Raw genomic sequence first — 17,662 nt, 5'->3', positions numbered from 1 at the left:
GTGTCCGGACGCGAGGTGGATGGGGATCGGACGACAGGAACGGGAACGGCGGGACCGCCATGGCAGAGAACACTCCGAAGGGCGCTCCGCGCCCGACCGAGGAGCGGCACCTCCCGGTGCTGCTCGAGCGCTGCGTCGAGCTCCTGGCTCCGGCGCTGGAGCGCGACGGGGCGGTCGTCGTCGACGCGACGCTCGGCATGGGCGGGCACTCGCTCGCGCTGCTCGAGCGCTTCCCCGGCCTGCACCTCGTGGGCCTGGACCGCGACCCCGAGGCGCTGCAGCTCGCGGGGGAGCGGCTCTCCGCCCACGCCTCCAGGATCGACCTCGTGCACGCCGTCTACGACGAGCTGCCCGACGTGCTCGACGAGCTGGGCATCGACACGATCGACGGTGCGCTCTTCGACCTCGGCGTCTCCTCGCTCCAGCTCGACGAGACCGAGCGCGGCTTCTCCTACTCCAAGGACGCGCCGCTGGACATGCGGATGGACTCGACCGCCCCGCTCACGGCGGCGAGCATCCTCGCCGACTACGACGAGACCGCCCTGCGCCGCATCTTCCACGAGTACGGCGAGGAGCGCCTCGCCGCGCGCTACGCCAAGAAGATCGTGGAGGCCCGTCGCGAGGCTCCGCTGGAGCGCTCCGGCCGTCTCGTCGAGATCATCCAGGCGGCGACCCCGGTCGCGATCCAGCGGAACGGCCACCCCGCCAAGCGCGTCTTCCAGGCGCTGCGGATCGAGGTCAACCAGGAGCTGTCCGTCCTCGAGCGGGCGATCCCCGCCGCCCTGGGCCGGATCAACGAGGGCGGGCGGATCGTCGTCGAGGCGTACCAGTCGCTCGAGGACCGGATCGTCAAGCGCGCGCTCCAGGCCGCGTCCTCCTCCACCGCCCCGGCCGGCCTCCCGATGGAGCTGCCGGAGCACCGACCCGAGTTCCGACTCGTCATCCGCGGAGCCGAGCTCGCCTCCGACGACGAGAAGGCCCGCAACCCCCGAGCGACACCCGTGCGTCTGCGCGCGGCCGAGAGGATCAGGAGCACCGCATGAGCGCCACCGCCGTCATCGACCCCGCCGTCATCGACACCGCCCGCCGAGCACGCCCCGAGGAGGAGGCGCCCCGCCCCCGCATCGAGGCCGTCCCGGCCGGTCAGGCGCAGTCGCGCCCGAAGCTCGTCTACGGGATCGTCGCCGTCGCCGGCCTCTTCGCGATCATCGTCGTCCAGCTCCTGGTGAGCGTCGGCCTCTCGCAGGGGGCCTACCAGATCTCGGCGCTGCAGACGGAGCAGAAATCGCTCACCCGCAGCAACGCGGAGAAGCAGGACGCCGTCGACACGCTGAGCTCGCCGCAGAACCTCGCCACCGCCGCGCAGGGCCTGGGCATGGTCGCCAACACCGCGCCGGTCTACCTCCGCCTCTCGGACGGCGCCGTGCTGGGCGACCCCTCCTCCGCCGCGTCGAGCGAAGTCGCGGGCACCGCCTCCGCGCCGCTCGTGCCCAACGCCCTCGTCCCGGCTCTCCAGCCCGGCGCGAGCGCGTCCTCCCCGGCTGCCGACGGCGCGGCCGTACCGTTGCAGGGCGAGCTGCCCGCGCCCATCACGCACTGACGCACGGCGTCGCGGTCCGCCTCCGCGCGGGCACCCGCCCCGCGGGGCGCACGACGACCATCCGGACCCGACGAACGGCGGCCCGCCCGCCCGGAGCAAGAAGGACACCGCAGCAGTGAGACACCACCGCTCGAGCAGACGCCGCACGGCCGTCACGTTCGTCATCATCGTCGCCGTCGTCGGACTCTTCATCGGCAAGCTGGTGGACATCCAGATCGTGCGGGCGAACGAGCTCACCGATGCGGCCGCCCAGAACCAGTCGAACAGCGTCGTCACCTACGGCCAGCGCGGCCCCATCGTGGACCGCTCCGGGACGGTGCTCGCGGACACCACCACGCGCTACCGGCTGACGACCTCGCCGAAGAACGTGGCCGAGTTCCCGCGCGAGCTGGGCGAGGACCAGAAGGTCATGGTCAGCGTGCAGCAGGCCGCCTCCGAGATCGGCGCGATCACCGGGCAGTCGGTCGAGCAGATCACCGGAGCGGTGGACGCCGCGCTCGCGAAGGACGCGAAGGCCAACTACCTGATCCTCTCGGAGGGGCTCGACCTCGAGGCCTACCAGAAGCTCGTCGCGCTCGACATCCCGTGGACCTACTTCGAGACCCAGCAGGGCCGCAGCTACCCCAACGGCGCGGTGGCCGGCAACCTCGTCGGCTACGTCGGGGCGGACGGAGCGGCCCAGGAGGGCATGGAGTACGCGGAGAACACCTGCCTCGCGGGGCAGAACGGGTCCGAGAGCTACGAGCGCAGCGCCGACTACGTCCGGATCCCGGGCAGCACCGTCTCGGAGACCCCGGCCGTCGACGGCGGGACGCTGAAGCTCACCATCGACTCCGACCTCCAGTACTACTCCCAGCAGGTCCTCTCGCAGCGCGTCGCCGAGGTCGGCGGCAGCTACGGGATCGTCGTGGTGCAGGAGGTCAAGACCGGCAAGCTGCTCGCCGTGGCCGAGACGCCGACCGTCGACCCCAACAACGTCGAGGCGAGCGCCTCCGCCGACCGCAGCTCGCGCGCCTTCCGCGCACCGTTCGAGCCGGGCTCGACCTTCAAGCCGATGACGGCCGCGATGCTGATCGACCAGGGCCAGGCGGGCCCGACGACCCAGGTCGTCGTCCCGGACTCCTTCGAGAAGGACGGCGCCTCGTTCAGCGACGACTTCGCGCACACCCCGACGAACTACACGCTGACCGGTATCCTCAAGGACTCGTCGAACGTCGGCATCTCGATGCTCGGCTCCCGCCTGTCGGCCCAGACCCGCTACGACTACCTGCAGAAGTTCGGTCTCGGCACGCCCACCACGAGCGGCTTCCCCGGCGAGGAGGGCGGCCTGCTCGCCGACTACCAGGACTGGGACAACCAGACGAACTACACGACGATGTTCGGCCAGGGCGTCTCGGCGACCGCGGTGCAGGTCGCGAGCATCTACCAGACGCTCGGCAACGGCGGAGTGCGGCTCCCGTCGCAGCTGATCGACGGCTGCACCACGGCCGACGGCTCCGTCGTGGACGTCCCCGATGCGACGGGCACACAGGTGGTGTCGAGCTCGGCCGCGAAGCAGGTCGTCGACATGCTGCAGACGCACTACAACGAGGGCTGGCTGGCGAACGACATCCACGTCGACGGCTACAACATCGCCACCAAGACCGGTACCGCGCAGCAGCCCGACGGGAAGGGCGGCTACTCGAAGAGCTACACCGTCTCACTCGCCGGGCTCGCGCCGGCGGAGGACCCGGAGTACGTCGTGACGGTCACCATCGCCGATCCGGTTAAGATGAACACGTCCCAGGCGACGGCTCCCGTCTTCCAGCAGGTCATGACCCAGGTGCTCAAGACCAACCGGGTGGAGCCGTCCACGGTGCCGCCCGTCGAGTACCCCACGACGTGGTGAGCCCCGCCGGGACCACGATCCACGCACCAGAACGAGAGAAAGAGCGGGCAGTGCACGACCCTCGCCCGCAGTCCTCCCTCCGCCCCGAGCACCCCGTGCCGCGGAGCCTCTCGCAGCTCGTGGCCGAGTTCTCCCTAGGCCCGGTCCGCGGCCTCGAGGGCGTCGAGGTGAGCGGAGTCACGCTGGACTCGAACCAGGTCGAGTCCGGTGACCTCTACGTCGGTGTCGCAGGACGCCGTGCCCATGGCGCGGCCTTCGCGTCCGCTGCCGCGGCGTCCGGAGCCGTCGCCGTGCTGACCGACCCGGCCGGAGCGGAGCTCGCCGCCGACAGCGGCCTGCCCGTGCTGGTGACCCCCGACCCGCGGGCCGCCCTCGGCGACGTCGCCGCGTGGATCCACCGCACCCGCGAGGACGTCCCGACGCTCTTCGGCGTGACGGGGACCAACGGCAAGACGAGCGTCGTCTACATCCTCGACGCGCTGCTGCGCCGGCTCGGAGTCGTCTCCGGCCTCAGCTCCACCGCCGAGCGCCGGATCGGCGACGTCGCCGTGGTCAGCTCGCTGACGACTCCCGAGGCGAGCGAGCTGCACGGCCTGCTCGCGCGGATGCGGGAGTCCGCCGTCCGTGCGGTCTCGATCGAGGTCTCGGCGCAGGCGCTCACGCGGCACCGGATCGACGGCCTCGTCTTCGACGTCGTCGGCTTCACGAACCTCAGCCACGACCACCTCGACGACTACTCCGATCTGCGCGAGTACTTCGAGGCCAAGGCCGACCTCTTCGAGCCGGAGCGCGCACGCCGCGGCGTCGTCACGGTCGACAGCGCCTGGGGGCGCGAGCTCGCCGAGCGCAGCCGCATCCCCGTCGCGACGCTCGCCGGCTCGCCGGTCGTCGGAGTCGCCCCGACGACGCCCGCCGACTGGTCGATGACGGTGCTGGACGCGACGCCCGACAGCACCACCTTCCGCCTGGAGGGGCCCGAGAACCGCTCCGTCGTCGTCACCGTCTCGCTGATCGGCTGGTACATGGCCTCCAACGCCGCGCTGGCGATCGTGATGCTGGTGGAGTCGGGCTTCGACCTGGACGCCGTCGCGCACGCGCTCGAGGACAGCCGTCTCGACGTCTACATCCCGGGCCGCGCAGAGCTCGTCTCGGGGGAGCGCGGACCGCGCGTCTACGTCGACTACGGCCACACCCCCGACGCGTTCCAGAACGCGCTCGAGGCGCTGCGGACCATCACGCCCGGCCGCCTGTTCATGGTGTTCGGGGCGGACGGGGATCGCGACACGACCAAGCGGAGCGACATGGGCGCCATCGCCGCCCGCCTCGCCGACGTCGTGGTCGTCACCGACTTCCACCCGCGCTGGGAGGATCCGGCCGCCATCCGCGCCGCGCTCCTCCAGGGCGCCCGGGCCGCCGTGCCCGACCGGGAGATCCACGAGATCGCCGACCCGCGCGCCGCCGTGCGCGCCGCCGTCGCCCTCGCGCGCGAAGGGGACTCGATCCTCTACGCCGGGCCCGGCCACGAGGACCACCAGGAGATCGCAGGAGTGCACATGCCGTATTCGGCCAGAGACGACGTCCGTCACGCGCTGCGCGAGGCGGGCTGGCTGTAGATGATCGCCCTCACCCTCACCGAGATCGCCGAGGCCGTCTCCGGACGCCTCCACCTGGCCGGCTCGTCCGCCACGGCCGCCACCGTGATCGACGGAGCGACCGAGACCGACTCCCGCGAGATCGCGCCCGGCGGGATCTTCGTCGCCAAGCGCGGCGAGCACACCGACGGCCACCTCTTCGCTCCCGCCGCCCTCGAGCGCGGTGCCGCGCTCCTCATCGTGGAGCGCCCCCTCGACCTCGACGTGCCGCAGGTCCTCGTCGACGACTCCGTCGAGGCGCTCGGCGCGCTGGCGACCGAGGTCGTCCGGCGCGTCCGCGCGAAGGGCGGGCTGACCGTCATCGGCGTCACCGGCTCGAACGGCAAGACGACGACCAAGAACCTCCTCCGCACCGTCCTCCAGCGGGTCGGCGAGACGGTCGCTCCGCGCGGATCCTTCAACAACGAGGTCGGCGCCCCGATCACGATGCTCCAGGTGTCCGAGTCGACGCGCTTCCTCGTCGCCGAGATGGGCGCGAGCGCGGTCGGCGAGATCCGCCGCCTCGTCCGGATGGCCAGGCCCGACGTCGGCGTCGTCCTCGCCGTGGGCCTCGCGCACGCCGGCGAGTTCGGCGGGATCGAGCGCACGCTCGAGGCCAAGACCGAGATGGTCGCCGACCTCACCGCCGACGACGTCGCCGTGCTGAACGCCGACGACGGCCGGGTCGCCTCGATGGCGGGCCGCACCGCCGCCCGGGTCCTCTGGTTCGGCCGCGGCGAGAGCGCGGACGTGCGCGCCGTCGACATCGACGCGACCGCCGACGGCACCCGCTTCGCCATCGAGGTCTCGGCCGGGGAGGGCCGCGAGGCCGCCCGCGCCGAGCTCCTGCTGCGCGTCCTCGGCGAGCACCACGTGATGAACGCCCTCGCGGCGACCGCCGCCGCGCTCTCGGTCGGAGTGGCGCTGCCCGCGATCGTCGAGGCGCTCGCGACCGTCACCCTCGCCGAGCGCGGCCGCATGGAGGTCCTGGGCGGCGAGGACGTCCGCGTCATCAACGACGCGTACAACGCGAGCCCCGACTCCACCGCGGCCGCCCTGCGCACCCTCGCCCAGATCGCGAAGCCCGGGGGGCGCACCGTCGCCGTCCTGGGAGAGATGAGCGAGCTCGGCGAGTGGGCCGACGAGGAGCACGAGCGCGTGGGCCTCCTGGCCGTCCGCCTCAACATCTCCCAGATCGTGGTGGTGGGCCGAGGCGCCCGCCGGATCCACGTCGCGGCCGAGCGCGAGGGGTCGTGGAGCGGCGAGTCCGTCTTCGCGGAGACCTCCGACGAGGCGTTCGACCTCCTCGAGGACTACCTGCGACCCGGCGACACCGTGCTGGTCAAGTCGTCCAACTCCGCGGGGCTGCGCTTCCTCGCCGACCGTCTCGGGGAGCGTCACCGATGAGGGCACTCCTCCTGTCCGGCGCGTTCTCCGGAGCCTTCACGCTCCTGATGACGCCCCTTTTCATCCGCCTCTTCCACCGCCTGCAATGGGGCCAGTTCATCCGCGAGGACGGACCGAAGTCGCACCACGTCAAGCACGGCACGGCGACGATGGGCGGCATCGTCATCATCATCGGCACCGTGGTCGGCTACTTCCTCGGGATGCTGTTCGGCAACCGGGCGATCGCGCCGTCGGCCCTGCTGGTGCTCTTCATGATGGTCGGGCTCGGGCTCGTCGGCTTCGTCGACGACTTCCTGAAGACCCGCAACCAGCGCAGCCTCGGCCTCGGCGGCTGGGCGAAGATCGCCGGACAGGTCATCGTCGCCGCGGCCTTCGCGGTGATCGCGATCATGGTCCGCGACTCCAACGGCCTCACCCCCGCGTCCACCTCGATCTCGTTCATCCGCGACCTGCCGTTCGACTTCGCCTCCCTCGGCTGGATCGGCATCGGCCTGTTCGTGCTGTGGATCTGCATCATCGTCACCAGCACGTCGAACGGCGTGAACGTCGCCGACGGGCTCGACGGACTCGCCACCGGGTCCTCGATCCTCGCGATCGGCTCCTACGTCATCATCGGGTTCTGGCAGTCGAACCAGTGGTGCTTCGACCAGCACCTCAACCCCGAGGTCGTCGACAAGTGCTACCAGGTGAGTGACCCGTTCGACCTGGCCATCATCGCGGCGGCCGTCTCCGGCGCTCTGGTGGGCTTCCTCTGGTGGAACACCTCGCCGGCGCAGATCTTCATGGGCGACACCGGCTCGCTCGCCCTCGGCGGCGCGCTCGCGGCCCTGGCGATCCTCACCCGCACCGAGCTGCTGGTCCTCCTCATCGGCGGCCTGTTCGTCATCGTGACCGGCTCGGTCATCCTCCAGCGGATCTACTTCAAGCTGACCCGGGGCAAGCGCATCTTCCTGATGAGCCCGCTCCACCACCACTTCGAGCTCAAGGGCTGGGCCGAGATCACCGTCGTGGTCCGGTTCTGGATCATCGCCGGCATCTTCGTCGCCGCCGGAGTCGGGCTCTTCTACCTGGAATGGCTGTCGCTGGCATGACCGATCCCGCCCGTCCCGACTCCCTCCGCAGCTGGCACTCGGACTGGCGCGGCCTGCGCGTCGCCGTGCTGGGCCTGGGCGTCACCGGGTTCTCGGTGGCCGACACGCTGACCGAGCTCGGCTCCGAGGTGCTCGTCCTCGCCGACCGCGCAGACGAGGAGCGCGAGCGCCTGCTCGAGGTGATCGGCGCCCGCCTGCACCGGGCCGACCGCCTCGACTCCGCTCCGGAGGAGCTGCACGCGTTCGCACCGGAGCTGGTCGTGGTGTCGCCCGGCTTCCGGCCGACCCACCCGATCCTCGTGTGGGCGGCGGAGTCCGGGATCCCCGTGTGGGGCGACGTCGAGCTCGCCTGGCGCGTCCGCGACAAGGTCGTGCGCGCCGACGGCACTCCGGCCGACTGGGTGGCCGTCACCGGCACCAACGGGAAGACCACGACCGTCCAGCTCACGGCGACGATGCTCGTGGCCGGCGGCCTCCGCGCCGCACCCTGCGGCAACATCGGCGTGCCCGTGCTCGACGCGGTCCGCGACCCGCAGGGCTTCGACGTCCTCGTCGTGGAGCTCTCGAGCTACCAGCTGCACTACCTGGGCGCGATCGAGCCGATCGCGAGCGCGTGCCTCAACATCGCCGACGACCACCTCGACTGGCACGGCTCGTTCGACGCCTACCGCGCGGCCAAGGGCAAGGTCTACGCCGGCACCCGCGTCGCCTGCGTGTACAACCGCGCCGACGCGGCGACCGAGCAGATGGTGCTCGACGCCGAGGTGGTGGAGGGCGCCCGGGCGATCGGATTCGGCCTCGGCGTGCCCGGCCCGAGCGACTTCGGGATCGTCGACGGCATCCTCTGCGACCGCGCCTTCCTCGAGGACCGCCGCACCAGTGCCCTCGAGATCACCACCGTGGACGAGCTCGCCGCATGGAACCTCGCCGCTCCGCACATCGTCCAGAACGTGCTCGCCGCGGCAGCGCTCTCCCGAGCGTGCGGGATCGAGGTCACGGCCGTCCGCACCGCGCTGGCGTCCTTCGAGCTCGACGCCCACCGCATCCAGGTCGTCGCCGAGCGCGACGGGGTGACCTGGGTGAACGACTCCAAGGCCACGAACCCGCACGCCGCCGACGCCTCGCTGCGCGCGTATCCGTCGGTCGTATGGGTCGTCGGCGGGCTGCTCAAGGGCGTCGACGTGGACGCCCTCGTGGCCGCGCACGTCGGCCGCCTGCGGGGCGCCGTGGTGATCGGCGCCGACCGCTCGGCGCTGCTCGCGGCATTCCGACGACACGCGCCCGCCCTCCCCGTGAGCGAGGCGGTGCCGGACGACACTGGTGCGGTGATGCAGGCGGTCGTCGAGGCGGCCGCGACGCTCGCCCGCTCGGGGGACGTCGTCCTGCTCGCACCCGCCGCGGCCTCGATGGACCAGTTCCTCGACTACGCGGCTCGGGGCCGCTCCTTCGCGGCCGCCGTGGCGACACACCTGGGAGGGGGAGCCGATGACCGCTCCGACGACGAGCCGCCCCGCGGGCCGCTCGCGCACTGAGCCGCGCGGGAAGGACCGGAGCGGGGCCCGTTCCGCGCGGATCGTCCTCTCGAAGGTCTTCGCCTCCCACTCGCCGAACTTCTACCTCCTCTTCGGAACCACGCTCTTCCTGGTGCTGTTCGGACTGACGATGGTGCTCTCCTCCTCGTCGGTCACCTCCTACGTGTCGAGCGACGACTCCTTTGGGGGCTTCCTGCGCCAGGGCGGGTTCGCCCTCCTCGGGATCCCGATGATGCTGGTGGTCTCGCGGCTGCCCCTCGGCGTGTGGAAGCGCGTGACGCCGATCCTGCTCATCGCCGGCTGCGTCCTCCAGTGCCTCGTGCTCTTCACACCGCTCGGCGACTCCGTCGGCGGGAACCGCAACTGGATCCGCCTCGGCGCCTTCAGCATGCAGCCCTCCGAGATCATCAAGCTCGCGCTCGCCCTCTGGCTGGGGCTCCTGCTCGCCCGCCGCTACCGGTCGCCGAAGGACTGGAAGGACGCGCTCATCCCCGTCCTGATCGTCGGCGGCGCGGCGATCGGACTGGTCCTCATCGGAGGCGACCTGGGCACGGTCGTGATCATGGCGGGCATCGTCCTCGCCGCACTCTTCTACGCGAACGTCCAGATGAAGGTCCTCGTGCCGATCGTGGTGGCCGGCGCGATCGGAGCGGTGCTGTTCGCCGTCTCCAGCGACAACCGCCTCACCCGGATCATGTCCTTCCTCGGCGACTGCTCCAACGTCGAGGAGTACCAGAACTCGTGCTGGCAGCCGGTGCACGGCACCTGGGCGATGGCCTCCGGCGGGATCTTCGGCGTGGGCCTCGGCAACTCCAAGGCCAAGTGGTCCTGGCTGCCCGCCGCGGACAACGACTACATCTTCGCCATCATCGGCGAGGAGCTCGGGCTGATCGGAGCGATCGTCGTCCTGGCGCTGTTCGTGGTCCTCGCGGTCGCCTTCTTCCGCGTCATCCACGCGTCCTCCGATCCGTTCGTGCGGATCAGCACCGGCGCGATCATGGTCTGGCTGATCGGCCAGGCGTTCGTCAACATCGGCGTCGTCCTGGGGGTGCTCCCGGTGCTGGGGGTCCCGCTGCCGCTGATCTCCTCCGGAGGCACCGCCCTGCTCAGCTCGCTCCTCGCCATCGGCGTCGTCCTCTCCTTCGCCCGCACTCAGACCGCGCCCCTGCCCGGCGCGGGCGTGCTGCGCCGCAGGAAGGCGGCGGCGGAGTGACCCGCTACCTCCTCGCCGGCGGCGGCACCGCCGGCCACGTCAATCCGCTGCTCGCGACGGCCGACGAGATCCGCAGGCGGAACCCGCGCGACGAGGTGCTCGTGCTCGGCACCGCCGAGGGGCTCGAGGCGCGCCTCGTCCCCCTCCGCGGCTACGAGCTCTCGGTGATCCCGCGGCTGCCGTTCCCGCGCCGCCCGAACGCGGCGGCGCTGCGGTTCCCCGGAGCCTTCCGCGCGACCATCGCCGGCATCGTCCGGACGATCCGCGACCGGCGGATCGACGCGGTGGTCGGCTTCGGAGGGTACGCGGCAGCACCCGCCTACCTGGCGGCCCGCCGCGCCGGCGTCCCCTTCACCGTCCACGAGGCCAACGCGCGCCCCGGGCTCGCCAACCGTCTCGGCGCGCGCGCGACCCGCTCGGTCGGCGTGGCCTTCGAGGGCACGCCCCTGCCGCACGCGCGGGTGGTCGGCATGCCGCTGCGCCGCGAGATCGCCGAGCTCGACCGGGCCGCGCGCCGCGACGAGGCGATGGCGGCGCTGGGCCTCGACCCGTCCCGGCAGACCCTCCTGGTGACCGGCGGCTCCCTCGGCGCTCGACGGATCAACGCGACGGTGCACGCCGCCGCCCGGGATCTCGTCGCCACCGGCTTCCAGGTCCTCCACATCACGGGCGATCGCGCCGAGATCACGGACCCGGGGGTGGCCGGCTACCACCTCCTCGCCTACTGCGACCGGATGGACCTCGCGCTGTCCGCCGCGGACGTGGCCGTCTCCCGCGCGGGGGCAGCGACGGTCAGCGAGCTGACAGCCCTCGGCCTGCCCGCGGTCTACGTCCCGTACCCGGTCGGCAACGGCGAGCAGCGCTACAACGCGCGCGGCGTCGTCGACGCCGGGGGAGCGGTCCTCGTCGAGGACGCCGCCTTCCTCCCCGGCTGGGTCCAGCGGGAGCTCGTACCGCTCCTGGACGACACCGCCCGTCGCGACGAGATGGCGCGCCGGGCCGCCCGCGTGGGAGTCCGCGACGGCTCCGGGCGGCTCGTCGACCTGATCGAGTCGACCCTCTCCGAGCCGCGCTGAGCCCGCTCCGCGCGGCTCGGGAGAGCACTCCCGCCCACCGTCTACACTGATCCGGCGCACCGCGGGAGGCCCCTCCCGCCCGCCGCGACCCACCCGAAAGCGAGAGCCCCGTGATCAAGCCCGACCTCGGCATCACCGTCCCCGACGAGCTCGGCTCGGTCCACTTCATCGGCATCGGCGGCTCCGGGATGAGCGGGATCGCCCGGCTGTTCCACCACGCCGGGCACCGGGTCACCGGTTCCGACGTCCGCGAGTCCCACCCCATCGAGCAGCTGCGGGAGCTCGGCGTCCCGGTCGCCATCGGCCACGACGCGGCGAACCTCGGGGACGCCGAGGCGGTCGTCGTCACCTCCGCCCTGTGGCCCGACAATCCCGAGTACCTGCTCGCGAAGGAGCGCGGCCTGCCCGTGCTGCACCGCTCGCAGGCCCTCGCCTGGCTGGTGCGCGGCAGGCGCCTGGTCGCGGTGGCCGGAGCGCACGGCAAGACCACGTCGACCGGCATGATCGTCACCGGCCTGCTCGGCGTCGACGCCGACCCCAGCTTCGTCAACGGCGGCATCATCGAGAGCCTCGGCACCTCCTCCGCCGCCGGCTCCGGCGAGGTCTTCGTCGTCGAGGCCGACGAGTCGGACGGCAGCTTCCTCCTCTACGACACCGCGGTCGCCCTCATCACGAACGTCGACCCGGACCACCTCGACCACTACGGATCGCTGGAGGCGTTCGAGGAGGCCTTCGTCACGTTCGCCTCCTCCGCGAGCGAGCTCGTCGTCATCTCCTCCGACGACCCCGGCGCCGTCCGCGTCACCGAGCGGCTGGACGGCGGACGGGTGCTGACCTTCGGCGAGGCCGAGAGGGCGGACGTCCGCGTCGTCGACCTCGACCTCGTCGGCCCCGTCGGCTTCTCGGTCGAGTACGAGGGCAGGCGCTACTCGGCCCGCCTCCGCATCCCCGGCCGGCACAACGCGATCAACGCGGCCGGCGCGTTCGCAGTGCTGGTGGGCCTGGGCTTCGATCCAGCCGCCTCGCTCGAGGCCGTGTCGGCGTTCGGAGGCACGGAGCGCCGCTTCGAGCTGCACGGAGCGGTCCGCGGAGTCAGCGTCTACGACGACTACGCCCACCACCCCACCGAGGTGGCCGCCGCCCTCTCCGCCGCGCGCACCGTGGTCGGCGAGGGCCGCATCATCGCCGTGCACCAGCCGCACCTCTACAGCCGCACCCGCCTCTTCGCCCGCGAGTTCGCCGAGACGCTCGAGCGCTACGCCGACGAGACGATCGTCCTCGACGTCTACGGGGCGCGCGAGGATCCGGAGCCCGGAGTGACCGGAGCGCTGGTCAGCGAGAAGTTCGCCGACCCGTCGCACGTCTCGTTCGTCCCGGACTGGGCGGAGGCGGCCCGCCTCACGGCTGGCATCGCGCGCGAGGGCGACTTCGTCATCACCCTCGGCTGCGGCGACGTCTACCGGATCATCCCGCAGGTGCTCGAGTCGCTCGGCGCCAGCGAGGCCGCGCCGGTCGCACGATGACCGCGGTCCTCGCGCCCGAAGCGGGGGAGCGGCCGTGAAGCGGCCGGACGGCGGACGCCCTCCGGCGCCCGGTCGGAGCGTCCCTACGCGCGGCGGCGAGCCGGAGCCGGACACCGAGCCGATCCGGATCGTCACCGCGACCCGCGTGGATCCGGAACCGGCCGAGCGCACTCCGTCGCGCGCGGGCGCGGTCCGCCGCACCCTCTCGGGCCTGCGCCTGCCCGGTGCCGAGAACCGGGCCGTCTCCCGGGCCGCCCGCGAGCGGAGGCGCTACGAGCGGGGGGAGGTCCGCCGCTTCACGAAGCGCGCGCGTCGGCGACGCCTGATCGCCCTGGTCGTGGCCGGGTCGCTCGTCGCCCTCGCCCTGATCGTCGGAGTCGCGGCCTTCTCGCCGCTCATGGCCGTGCGCACGATCGAGATCTCGGGCACCCAGCGCGTCGACGCCGCCGCCCTGCAGAGCGAGCTCGACGACCAGCTCGGCGTCCCGCTCACCCTGGTGGACCGGGACGAGGTCGGCCGCGTGCTGGGCGCGTCCCCGCTCATCCAGAGCTACTCGGTGCAGACCCGGCCGCCGAGCACCCTCGTGGTGTCGATCGTCGAGCGCACGCCCCTCGGCGTGATCGCGGCGGGCGGCCGCTTCGAGCTCGTGGACGCGGCCGGAGTCGTCATCGAGACGGCGGACTCGGCGCAGCCCGGCTACCCGGTCCTCACCACCGCGTCCGGCGACGCCTCGGGAGCCGGCTTCCGCGCGACCGCGCGGGTGCTGCGCTCCCTGCCCGCGTCGCTCGCTCCGCAGGTGACGGCCGCCACGGCCACGACCGGCGACGACGTCTCGCTCACCCTGCAGAACGGCACGGAAGTCGTGTGGGGCGGGTCGGACGAGTCGGCGCTCAAGGCCGTCGTGCTCGAGAAGCTGATGGCCGCGACCGATCCCGCCGTCGTCGGCACCTACGACGTGTCCTCGCCCCAGGCCGCCGTCGTGGCGCCCCGGCCGTGACCAGCGGCGGATCCGCGCGTTCTTTCGAGCGTTGCGGGCGTGTCTGCTGGGAGCGCGACCGGACTCCGCCTACCGTCGGAGCCGAACCCCAAATGCATACTCAGCATAACTTTAAGCCTCAACTACAGGTTTAAGGTTCAGCCCGGAGGCCGGAGACGTGACTTCAAACCAGAACTACCTCGCCGTGATCAAGGTCGTCGGCATCGGCGGTGGCGGCGTCAACGCCGTCAACCGCATGATCGAGCTCGGCCTGCGCGGTGTCGAATTCATCGCGATCAACACGGACGCACAGGCGCTCCTGCTCAGCGACGCCGACGTCAAGCTCGACGTGGGCCGCGAGCTGACCCGCGGACTCGGCGCCGGCGCCGACCCCGAGGTCGGCCGCCGCGCCGCCGAGGACCACGCCGAGGAGATCGAGGAGGTCCTCGCGGGGGCCGACATGGTCTTCGTCACCGCGGGCGAGGGCGGCGGCACCGGCACCGGCGGCGCGCCCGTCGTCGCGCGGATCGCCAAGTCGATCGGCGCTCTCACCATCGGCGTCGTGACCAAGCCCTTCGGGTTCGAGGGACGCCGTCGGCAGACGCAGGCCGAGGCCGGCGTCGCGACGCTGAAGAACGAGGTCGACACGCTCATCGTCGTCCCGAACGACCGCCTGCTCGAGATCAGCGACCGCGGCATCTCGATGCTCGAGGCCTTCGCGACCGCCGACCAGGTGCTCCTCGCCGGCGTCCAGGGCATCACCGACCTGATCACCACGCCCGGCCTGATCAACCTCGACTTCGCCGACGTGAAGTCGGTCATGCAGGGCGCGGGCTCGGCGCTGATGGGCATCGGCTCGTCGCGCGGCGCCGATCGCGCGATCAAGGCGGCCGAGCTGGCCGTCGCCTCACCGCTGCTCGAGGCCAGCATCGACGGCGCGCACGGCGTGCTCCTCTCGATCCAGGGCGGCTCGAACCTCGGCATCTTCGAGATCAACGACGCGGCGCGCCTCGTCCAGGAGGCGGTGCACGCCGAGGCGAACATCATCTTCGGTGCCGTGATCGACGACACGCTCGGCGACGAGGTGCGCGTCACCGTCATCGCCGCGGGGTTCGACGGCGGAGAGCCGGGCGGAACCGCTCAGGCCGCGATCGCCCAGCCGCGCCAGCAGCAGAGCTCGGCGAGCGAGTCGGCCGCCGAGCCCGTCCCGGCTCCCGCAGCCGCCCCTGCGGCCGGCTCGATCTGGTCGAGCACCCCCGTCGCCGCCCCGGCCCCTGTCGCCGACCCGTCCTTCGACGACGACGACAGCGACCTGGACATCCCCGACTTCCTCAAGTAGTCGTGCCGGATCCGGAGCTGGCCGCGCGCTGGGCCGAGGTCTCCGAGCGGGTCGCCGACGCGACCCGCTCGGCCGGTCGCGAGGCGTCCTCGGTCACGACCATCGTGGTGACCAAGTTCCACCTCGTGTCGCTGCTCCGCGACCTCCTCGAGCTGGGCGTCGTCGACTTCGGCGAGAACCGGCACCAGGAGGCGCAGGAGAAGTCGGCCGAGCTGGCGGGGACCGCTGCGCGCTGGCACTTCATCGGGCAGCTCCAGAGCAAGAAGGCGCGCCAGGTGCGCCGCTACGCCGACGCCGTCCACTCCGTCGACCGGCTCGCGCTCGTCCCGCTGCTGGACGCGGGGGAGGAGCCTCTCGACGTGTTCCTGCAGGTCAACCTCACCGAGGATCCCGACCGCGGGGGAGCGTCGCCCGCCGACGTCGAGCCCCTCGCCGAGGCTCTCGCCGGGGCGCCCGGCCTCACGCTGCGCGGCGTGATGGCGGTCGCTCCGCTGGACGAGGAGCCCCGTCAGGCGTTCGCCCGGCTCCGGTCGATCTCCGACCGCGTGCGCGCCGTCGAGCCCTCCGCCACGGCGATCTCGGCGGGCATGTCGAACGACTTCGCCGAGGCGATCGCGGAGGGTGCGACACACCTGCGAATCGGATCGGCAATCACCGGAGAACGCCCCGCCCGCACCTAACCTCGTGGTGACCCACCTGTGGGAGCACACACGACACGGAGGACACCCCATGGCCAACCCGCTGAAGAAGACGATGGTCTACCTCGGACTCGCCGACGAAGAGGTCGAGTACGAGCGCGCAGAGCCCGTCGAGGCGGCCCCGGCGACGGCCCACCGCGCACCGGTCTCCCCGGTGCAGCCCGTCCCTCCCGTCGAGCCGGTGCAGCAGCCCCGCGCGACGGTCACCCCGCTCCGCAAGCCCACCCCCCAGACCCCGAAGGCGACGGCACCCGCCGAGATGAACGAGATCCTCACCGTCCACCCGAAGCAGTACCGCGACGCGCAGGTCATCGCGGAGAACTTCCGCGACGGCATCCCCGTGATCATCAACCTCTCGCAGATGAGCGATGCGGACGCCCGCCGCCTCATCGACTTCGCGAGCGGACTCTCGCAGGGCCTCTACGGCCGCATCGAGCGCGTGACGAGCAAGGTCTTCCTGCTCTCGCCGTCGCACATCACCGTCGCCGGCGACTCCGCCTCCGCCGAGAGCGACGCCGACGCGTCGTTCTTCGCGAAGTCCTGATCCCGGGGAGCCCTGGCCCCCGGTGACCTCCGTCGTCTCGCTCCTCGGGAGCGTCCTGTACTTCGTGCTGCTGCTCTACTTCTTCGCGATGTGGGCGCGGTTCGTGCTCGACCTCGTCCGCGTGATCCGACGGGACTGGCGCCCCCGCGGTGCCGGCCTCGTCGCCGCGGAGGGCGTCTACACCGTCACGGACCCGCCGATCGGCTTCTTCCGACGCCTGATCAAGCCGGTCTCGATCGGTCCGATCGCCCTCGATTTCGGCTGGAGCCTCACCATGCTCTGCGTCATCGTGGGCATGTACATCGCCACGTGGCTCCAGCGCGCCTGACCGTCCCTGTATCGTTGGCACGTCCGGACGTTCCCCGCGGTGTCAGCACTGCGCCGTGCGCCTGAAGTTGCTAGCTTTAGTCGCGCGTTGTTAAACGTGTACCTACTTGAAATCGAAGGTGGAAAGCCATGGCGCTCACTCCCGAAGACGTTGTCAACAAGCGGTTCCAGCCGACCAAGTTCCGTGAGGGATACGACCAGGACGAGGTCGACGACTTCCTCGACGAGGTCGTCGTGGAGCTCCGCCGCCTGAACCAGGAGAACGAGGAGCTTCGTCAGCGCCTCTCCTCCGGCGACAGCCGCCCCTCGGACGCCCGAGTCTCCGACGCCCCGCGCGAGAGCACTCCTGCTCCCGCCCCGGTGGTCGATGAGGCACCCGAGCCGGAGCCGCAGCCCGAGCCCGAGCCCACCCCGGCTCCCGCACCGGTCGTCGCTCCCGTCAGCTCCTCGCAGTCGGCTCCGGTCGACGAGGCCGAGAGCTCCAGCGGACTCCTGCAGCTCGCCCGCCGCCTCCACGAGGAGCACGTGCGCGAGGGTGCCGAGAAGCGCGACGCGCTCGTCGCCGAGGGTCGTGCCACGGCCGCCCGCATCGTCGCCGAGGCCGAGGCCAAGCAGCGCCAGCAGGTCGCGAAGCTCGAGGAGGAGCGCGCGACGGTCGAGCACCGCATCGACGAGCTGCGCACCTTCGAGCGCGAGTACCGCCAGAAGCTGAAGAGCTACATCGAGGGCCAGCTCCGCGACCTCGACACCCAGCCGGCGTCGACGGAGTCCTCGCTGTCGGGCTTTGGGGCGTAGTCCCGCCGCAGCGGACGTCAGG

General features: G+C 71.9%; 16 protein-coding genes. All 16 read left to right on the top strand.

Features of this window, described 5'->3' with window-relative positions; translation table 11 throughout:
• The first annotated feature begins 59 nt into the window (after window positions 1-59).
• Window positions 60-1,043 (top strand): 16S rRNA (cytosine(1402)-N(4))-methyltransferase RsmH, encoded by a 984-nt coding sequence (gene rsmH / locus C5C59_RS07490; protein ID WP_104225374.1) that lies wholly within the window; start codon window positions 60-62, stop codon window positions 1,041-1,043.
• Complete coding sequence (locus tag C5C59_RS07485; protein ID WP_104238696.1) at window positions 1,040-1,600, top strand: hypothetical protein; 561 nt, start codon at window positions 1,040-1,042, stop codon at window positions 1,598-1,600. The genes rsmH and C5C59_RS07485 overlap by 4 nt, the downstream gene beginning before the upstream one ends.
• Before the next feature lie 115 nt (window positions 1,601-1,715).
• On the top strand, window positions 1,716-3,488 hold the full coding sequence (locus tag C5C59_RS07480) for a penicillin-binding protein 2 (protein ID WP_244229623.1): 1,773 nt from the start codon (window positions 1,716-1,718) through the stop codon (window positions 3,486-3,488).
• Between the two features lie 50 nt (window positions 3,489-3,538).
• Window positions 3,539-5,101 carry a Mur ligase family protein gene (locus C5C59_RS07475; protein ID WP_104238697.1) on the top strand — a complete coding sequence of 521 codons (1,563 nt, stop codon included), beginning with the start codon at window positions 3,539-3,541 and terminating at the stop codon, window positions 5,099-5,101.
• Window positions 5,102-6,526, top strand: a complete 1,425-nt coding sequence (gene murF / locus C5C59_RS07470; RefSeq protein WP_104251253.1) for a UDP-N-acetylmuramoyl-tripeptide--D-alanyl-D-alanine ligase — start codon at window positions 5,102-5,104, stop codon at window positions 6,524-6,526.
• The gene (gene mraY / locus C5C59_RS07465; RefSeq protein WP_104239378.1) at window positions 6,523-7,617 is read left to right on the top strand and encodes a phospho-N-acetylmuramoyl-pentapeptide-transferase; all 1,095 of its coding nucleotides are present in this window, start codon (window positions 6,523-6,525) and stop codon (window positions 7,615-7,617) included. Before murF ends, mraY begins: the two co-directional genes overlap by 4 nt.
• Window positions 7,614-9,149, top strand: coding sequence for a UDP-N-acetylmuramoyl-L-alanine--D-glutamate ligase (gene murD / locus C5C59_RS07460; RefSeq protein ID WP_104239379.1), 1,536 nt, complete (start codon window positions 7,614-7,616; stop codon window positions 9,147-9,149). The genes mraY and murD overlap by 4 nt, the downstream gene beginning before the upstream one ends.
• A complete protein-coding gene (gene ftsW, locus C5C59_RS07455) occupies window positions 9,103-10,362 on the top strand; it encodes a putative lipid II flippase FtsW (RefSeq protein ID WP_104239380.1) in 1,260 nt (419 codons plus the stop codon). Before murD ends, ftsW begins: the two co-directional genes overlap by 47 nt.
• Window positions 10,359-11,438, top strand: a complete 1,080-nt coding sequence (gene murG / locus C5C59_RS07450; protein WP_104239381.1) for an undecaprenyldiphospho-muramoylpentapeptide beta-N-acetylglucosaminyltransferase — start codon at window positions 10,359-10,361, stop codon at window positions 11,436-11,438. The genes ftsW and murG overlap by 4 nt, the downstream gene beginning before the upstream one ends.
• Window positions 11,439-11,548: 110 nt before the next feature.
• Window positions 11,549-12,961: a UDP-N-acetylmuramate--L-alanine ligase gene (gene murC, locus C5C59_RS07445; protein WP_104239382.1), complete on the top strand. Its 1,413-nt coding sequence runs from the start codon at window positions 11,549-11,551 to the stop codon at window positions 12,959-12,961.
• A 145-nt stretch (window positions 12,962-13,106) separates the two neighbouring features.
• Window positions 13,107-13,958, top strand: a complete 852-nt coding sequence (locus C5C59_RS07440; protein ID WP_146082882.1) for a cell division protein FtsQ/DivIB — start codon at window positions 13,107-13,109, stop codon at window positions 13,956-13,958.
• A gap of 157 nt (window positions 13,959-14,115) precedes the next feature.
• Window positions 14,116-15,276: a cell division protein FtsZ gene (gene ftsZ / locus C5C59_RS07435; protein ID WP_104222597.1), complete on the top strand. Its 1,161-nt coding sequence runs from the start codon at window positions 14,116-14,118 to the stop codon at window positions 15,274-15,276.
• A gap of 2 nt (window positions 15,277-15,278) precedes the next feature.
• Window positions 15,279-15,956, top strand: coding sequence for a YggS family pyridoxal phosphate-dependent enzyme (locus C5C59_RS07430; protein ID WP_104239384.1), 678 nt, complete (start codon window positions 15,279-15,281; stop codon window positions 15,954-15,956).
• Window positions 15,957-16,005: 49 nt separating this feature from the next.
• Complete coding sequence (locus tag C5C59_RS07425) at window positions 16,006-16,518, top strand: cell division protein SepF (RefSeq protein ID WP_104222599.1); 513 nt, start codon at window positions 16,006-16,008, stop codon at window positions 16,516-16,518.
• A 22-nt stretch (window positions 16,519-16,540) separates the two neighbouring features.
• Complete coding sequence (locus tag C5C59_RS07420) at window positions 16,541-16,846, top strand: YggT family protein (protein ID WP_258059242.1); 306 nt, start codon at window positions 16,541-16,543, stop codon at window positions 16,844-16,846.
• A 128-nt stretch (window positions 16,847-16,974) separates the two neighbouring features.
• Window positions 16,975-17,640: a DivIVA domain-containing protein gene (locus C5C59_RS07415; protein ID WP_104222600.1), complete on the top strand. Its 666-nt coding sequence runs from the start codon at window positions 16,975-16,977 to the stop codon at window positions 17,638-17,640.
• The last annotated feature ends 22 nt before the right edge of the window (window positions 17,641-17,662 follow it).

It is taken from the genome of Rathayibacter sp. AY1F4, from assembly GCF_002931775.1.
Classification (GTDB): Bacteria; Actinomycetota; Actinomycetes; order Actinomycetales; family Microbacteriaceae; genus Rathayibacter.
The sequence above is the reverse complement of the archived record's forward strand: the minus strand, read 5'-3'. Positions and strand labels throughout refer to the sequence as shown.

Coding starts and splice junctions, on each gene's coding strand:
- murD (WP_104239379.1), top strand. CDS start 7,614: ATGACCGATCCCGCCCGTCCCGACTCCCTCCGCAGCTGGCACTCGGAC.
- C5C59_RS07415 (WP_104222600.1), top strand. CDS start 16,975: ATGGCGCTCACTCCCGAAGACGTTGTCAACAAGCGGTTCCAGCCGACC.
- C5C59_RS07485 (WP_104238696.1), top strand. CDS start 1,040: ATGAGCGCCACCGCCGTCATCGACCCCGCCGTCATCGACACCGCCCGC.
- rsmH (WP_104225374.1), top strand. CDS start 60: ATGGCAGAGAACACTCCGAAGGGCGCTCCGCGCCCGACCGAGGAGCGG.
- ftsW (WP_104239380.1), top strand. CDS start 9,103: ATGACCGCTCCGACGACGAGCCGCCCCGCGGGCCGCTCGCGCACTGAG.
- C5C59_RS07425 (WP_104222599.1), top strand. CDS start 16,006: ATGGCCAACCCGCTGAAGAAGACGATGGTCTACCTCGGACTCGCCGAC.
- murF (WP_104251253.1), top strand. CDS start 5,102: ATGATCGCCCTCACCCTCACCGAGATCGCCGAGGCCGTCTCCGGACGC.
- mraY (WP_104239378.1), top strand. CDS start 6,523: ATGAGGGCACTCCTCCTGTCCGGCGCGTTCTCCGGAGCCTTCACGCTC.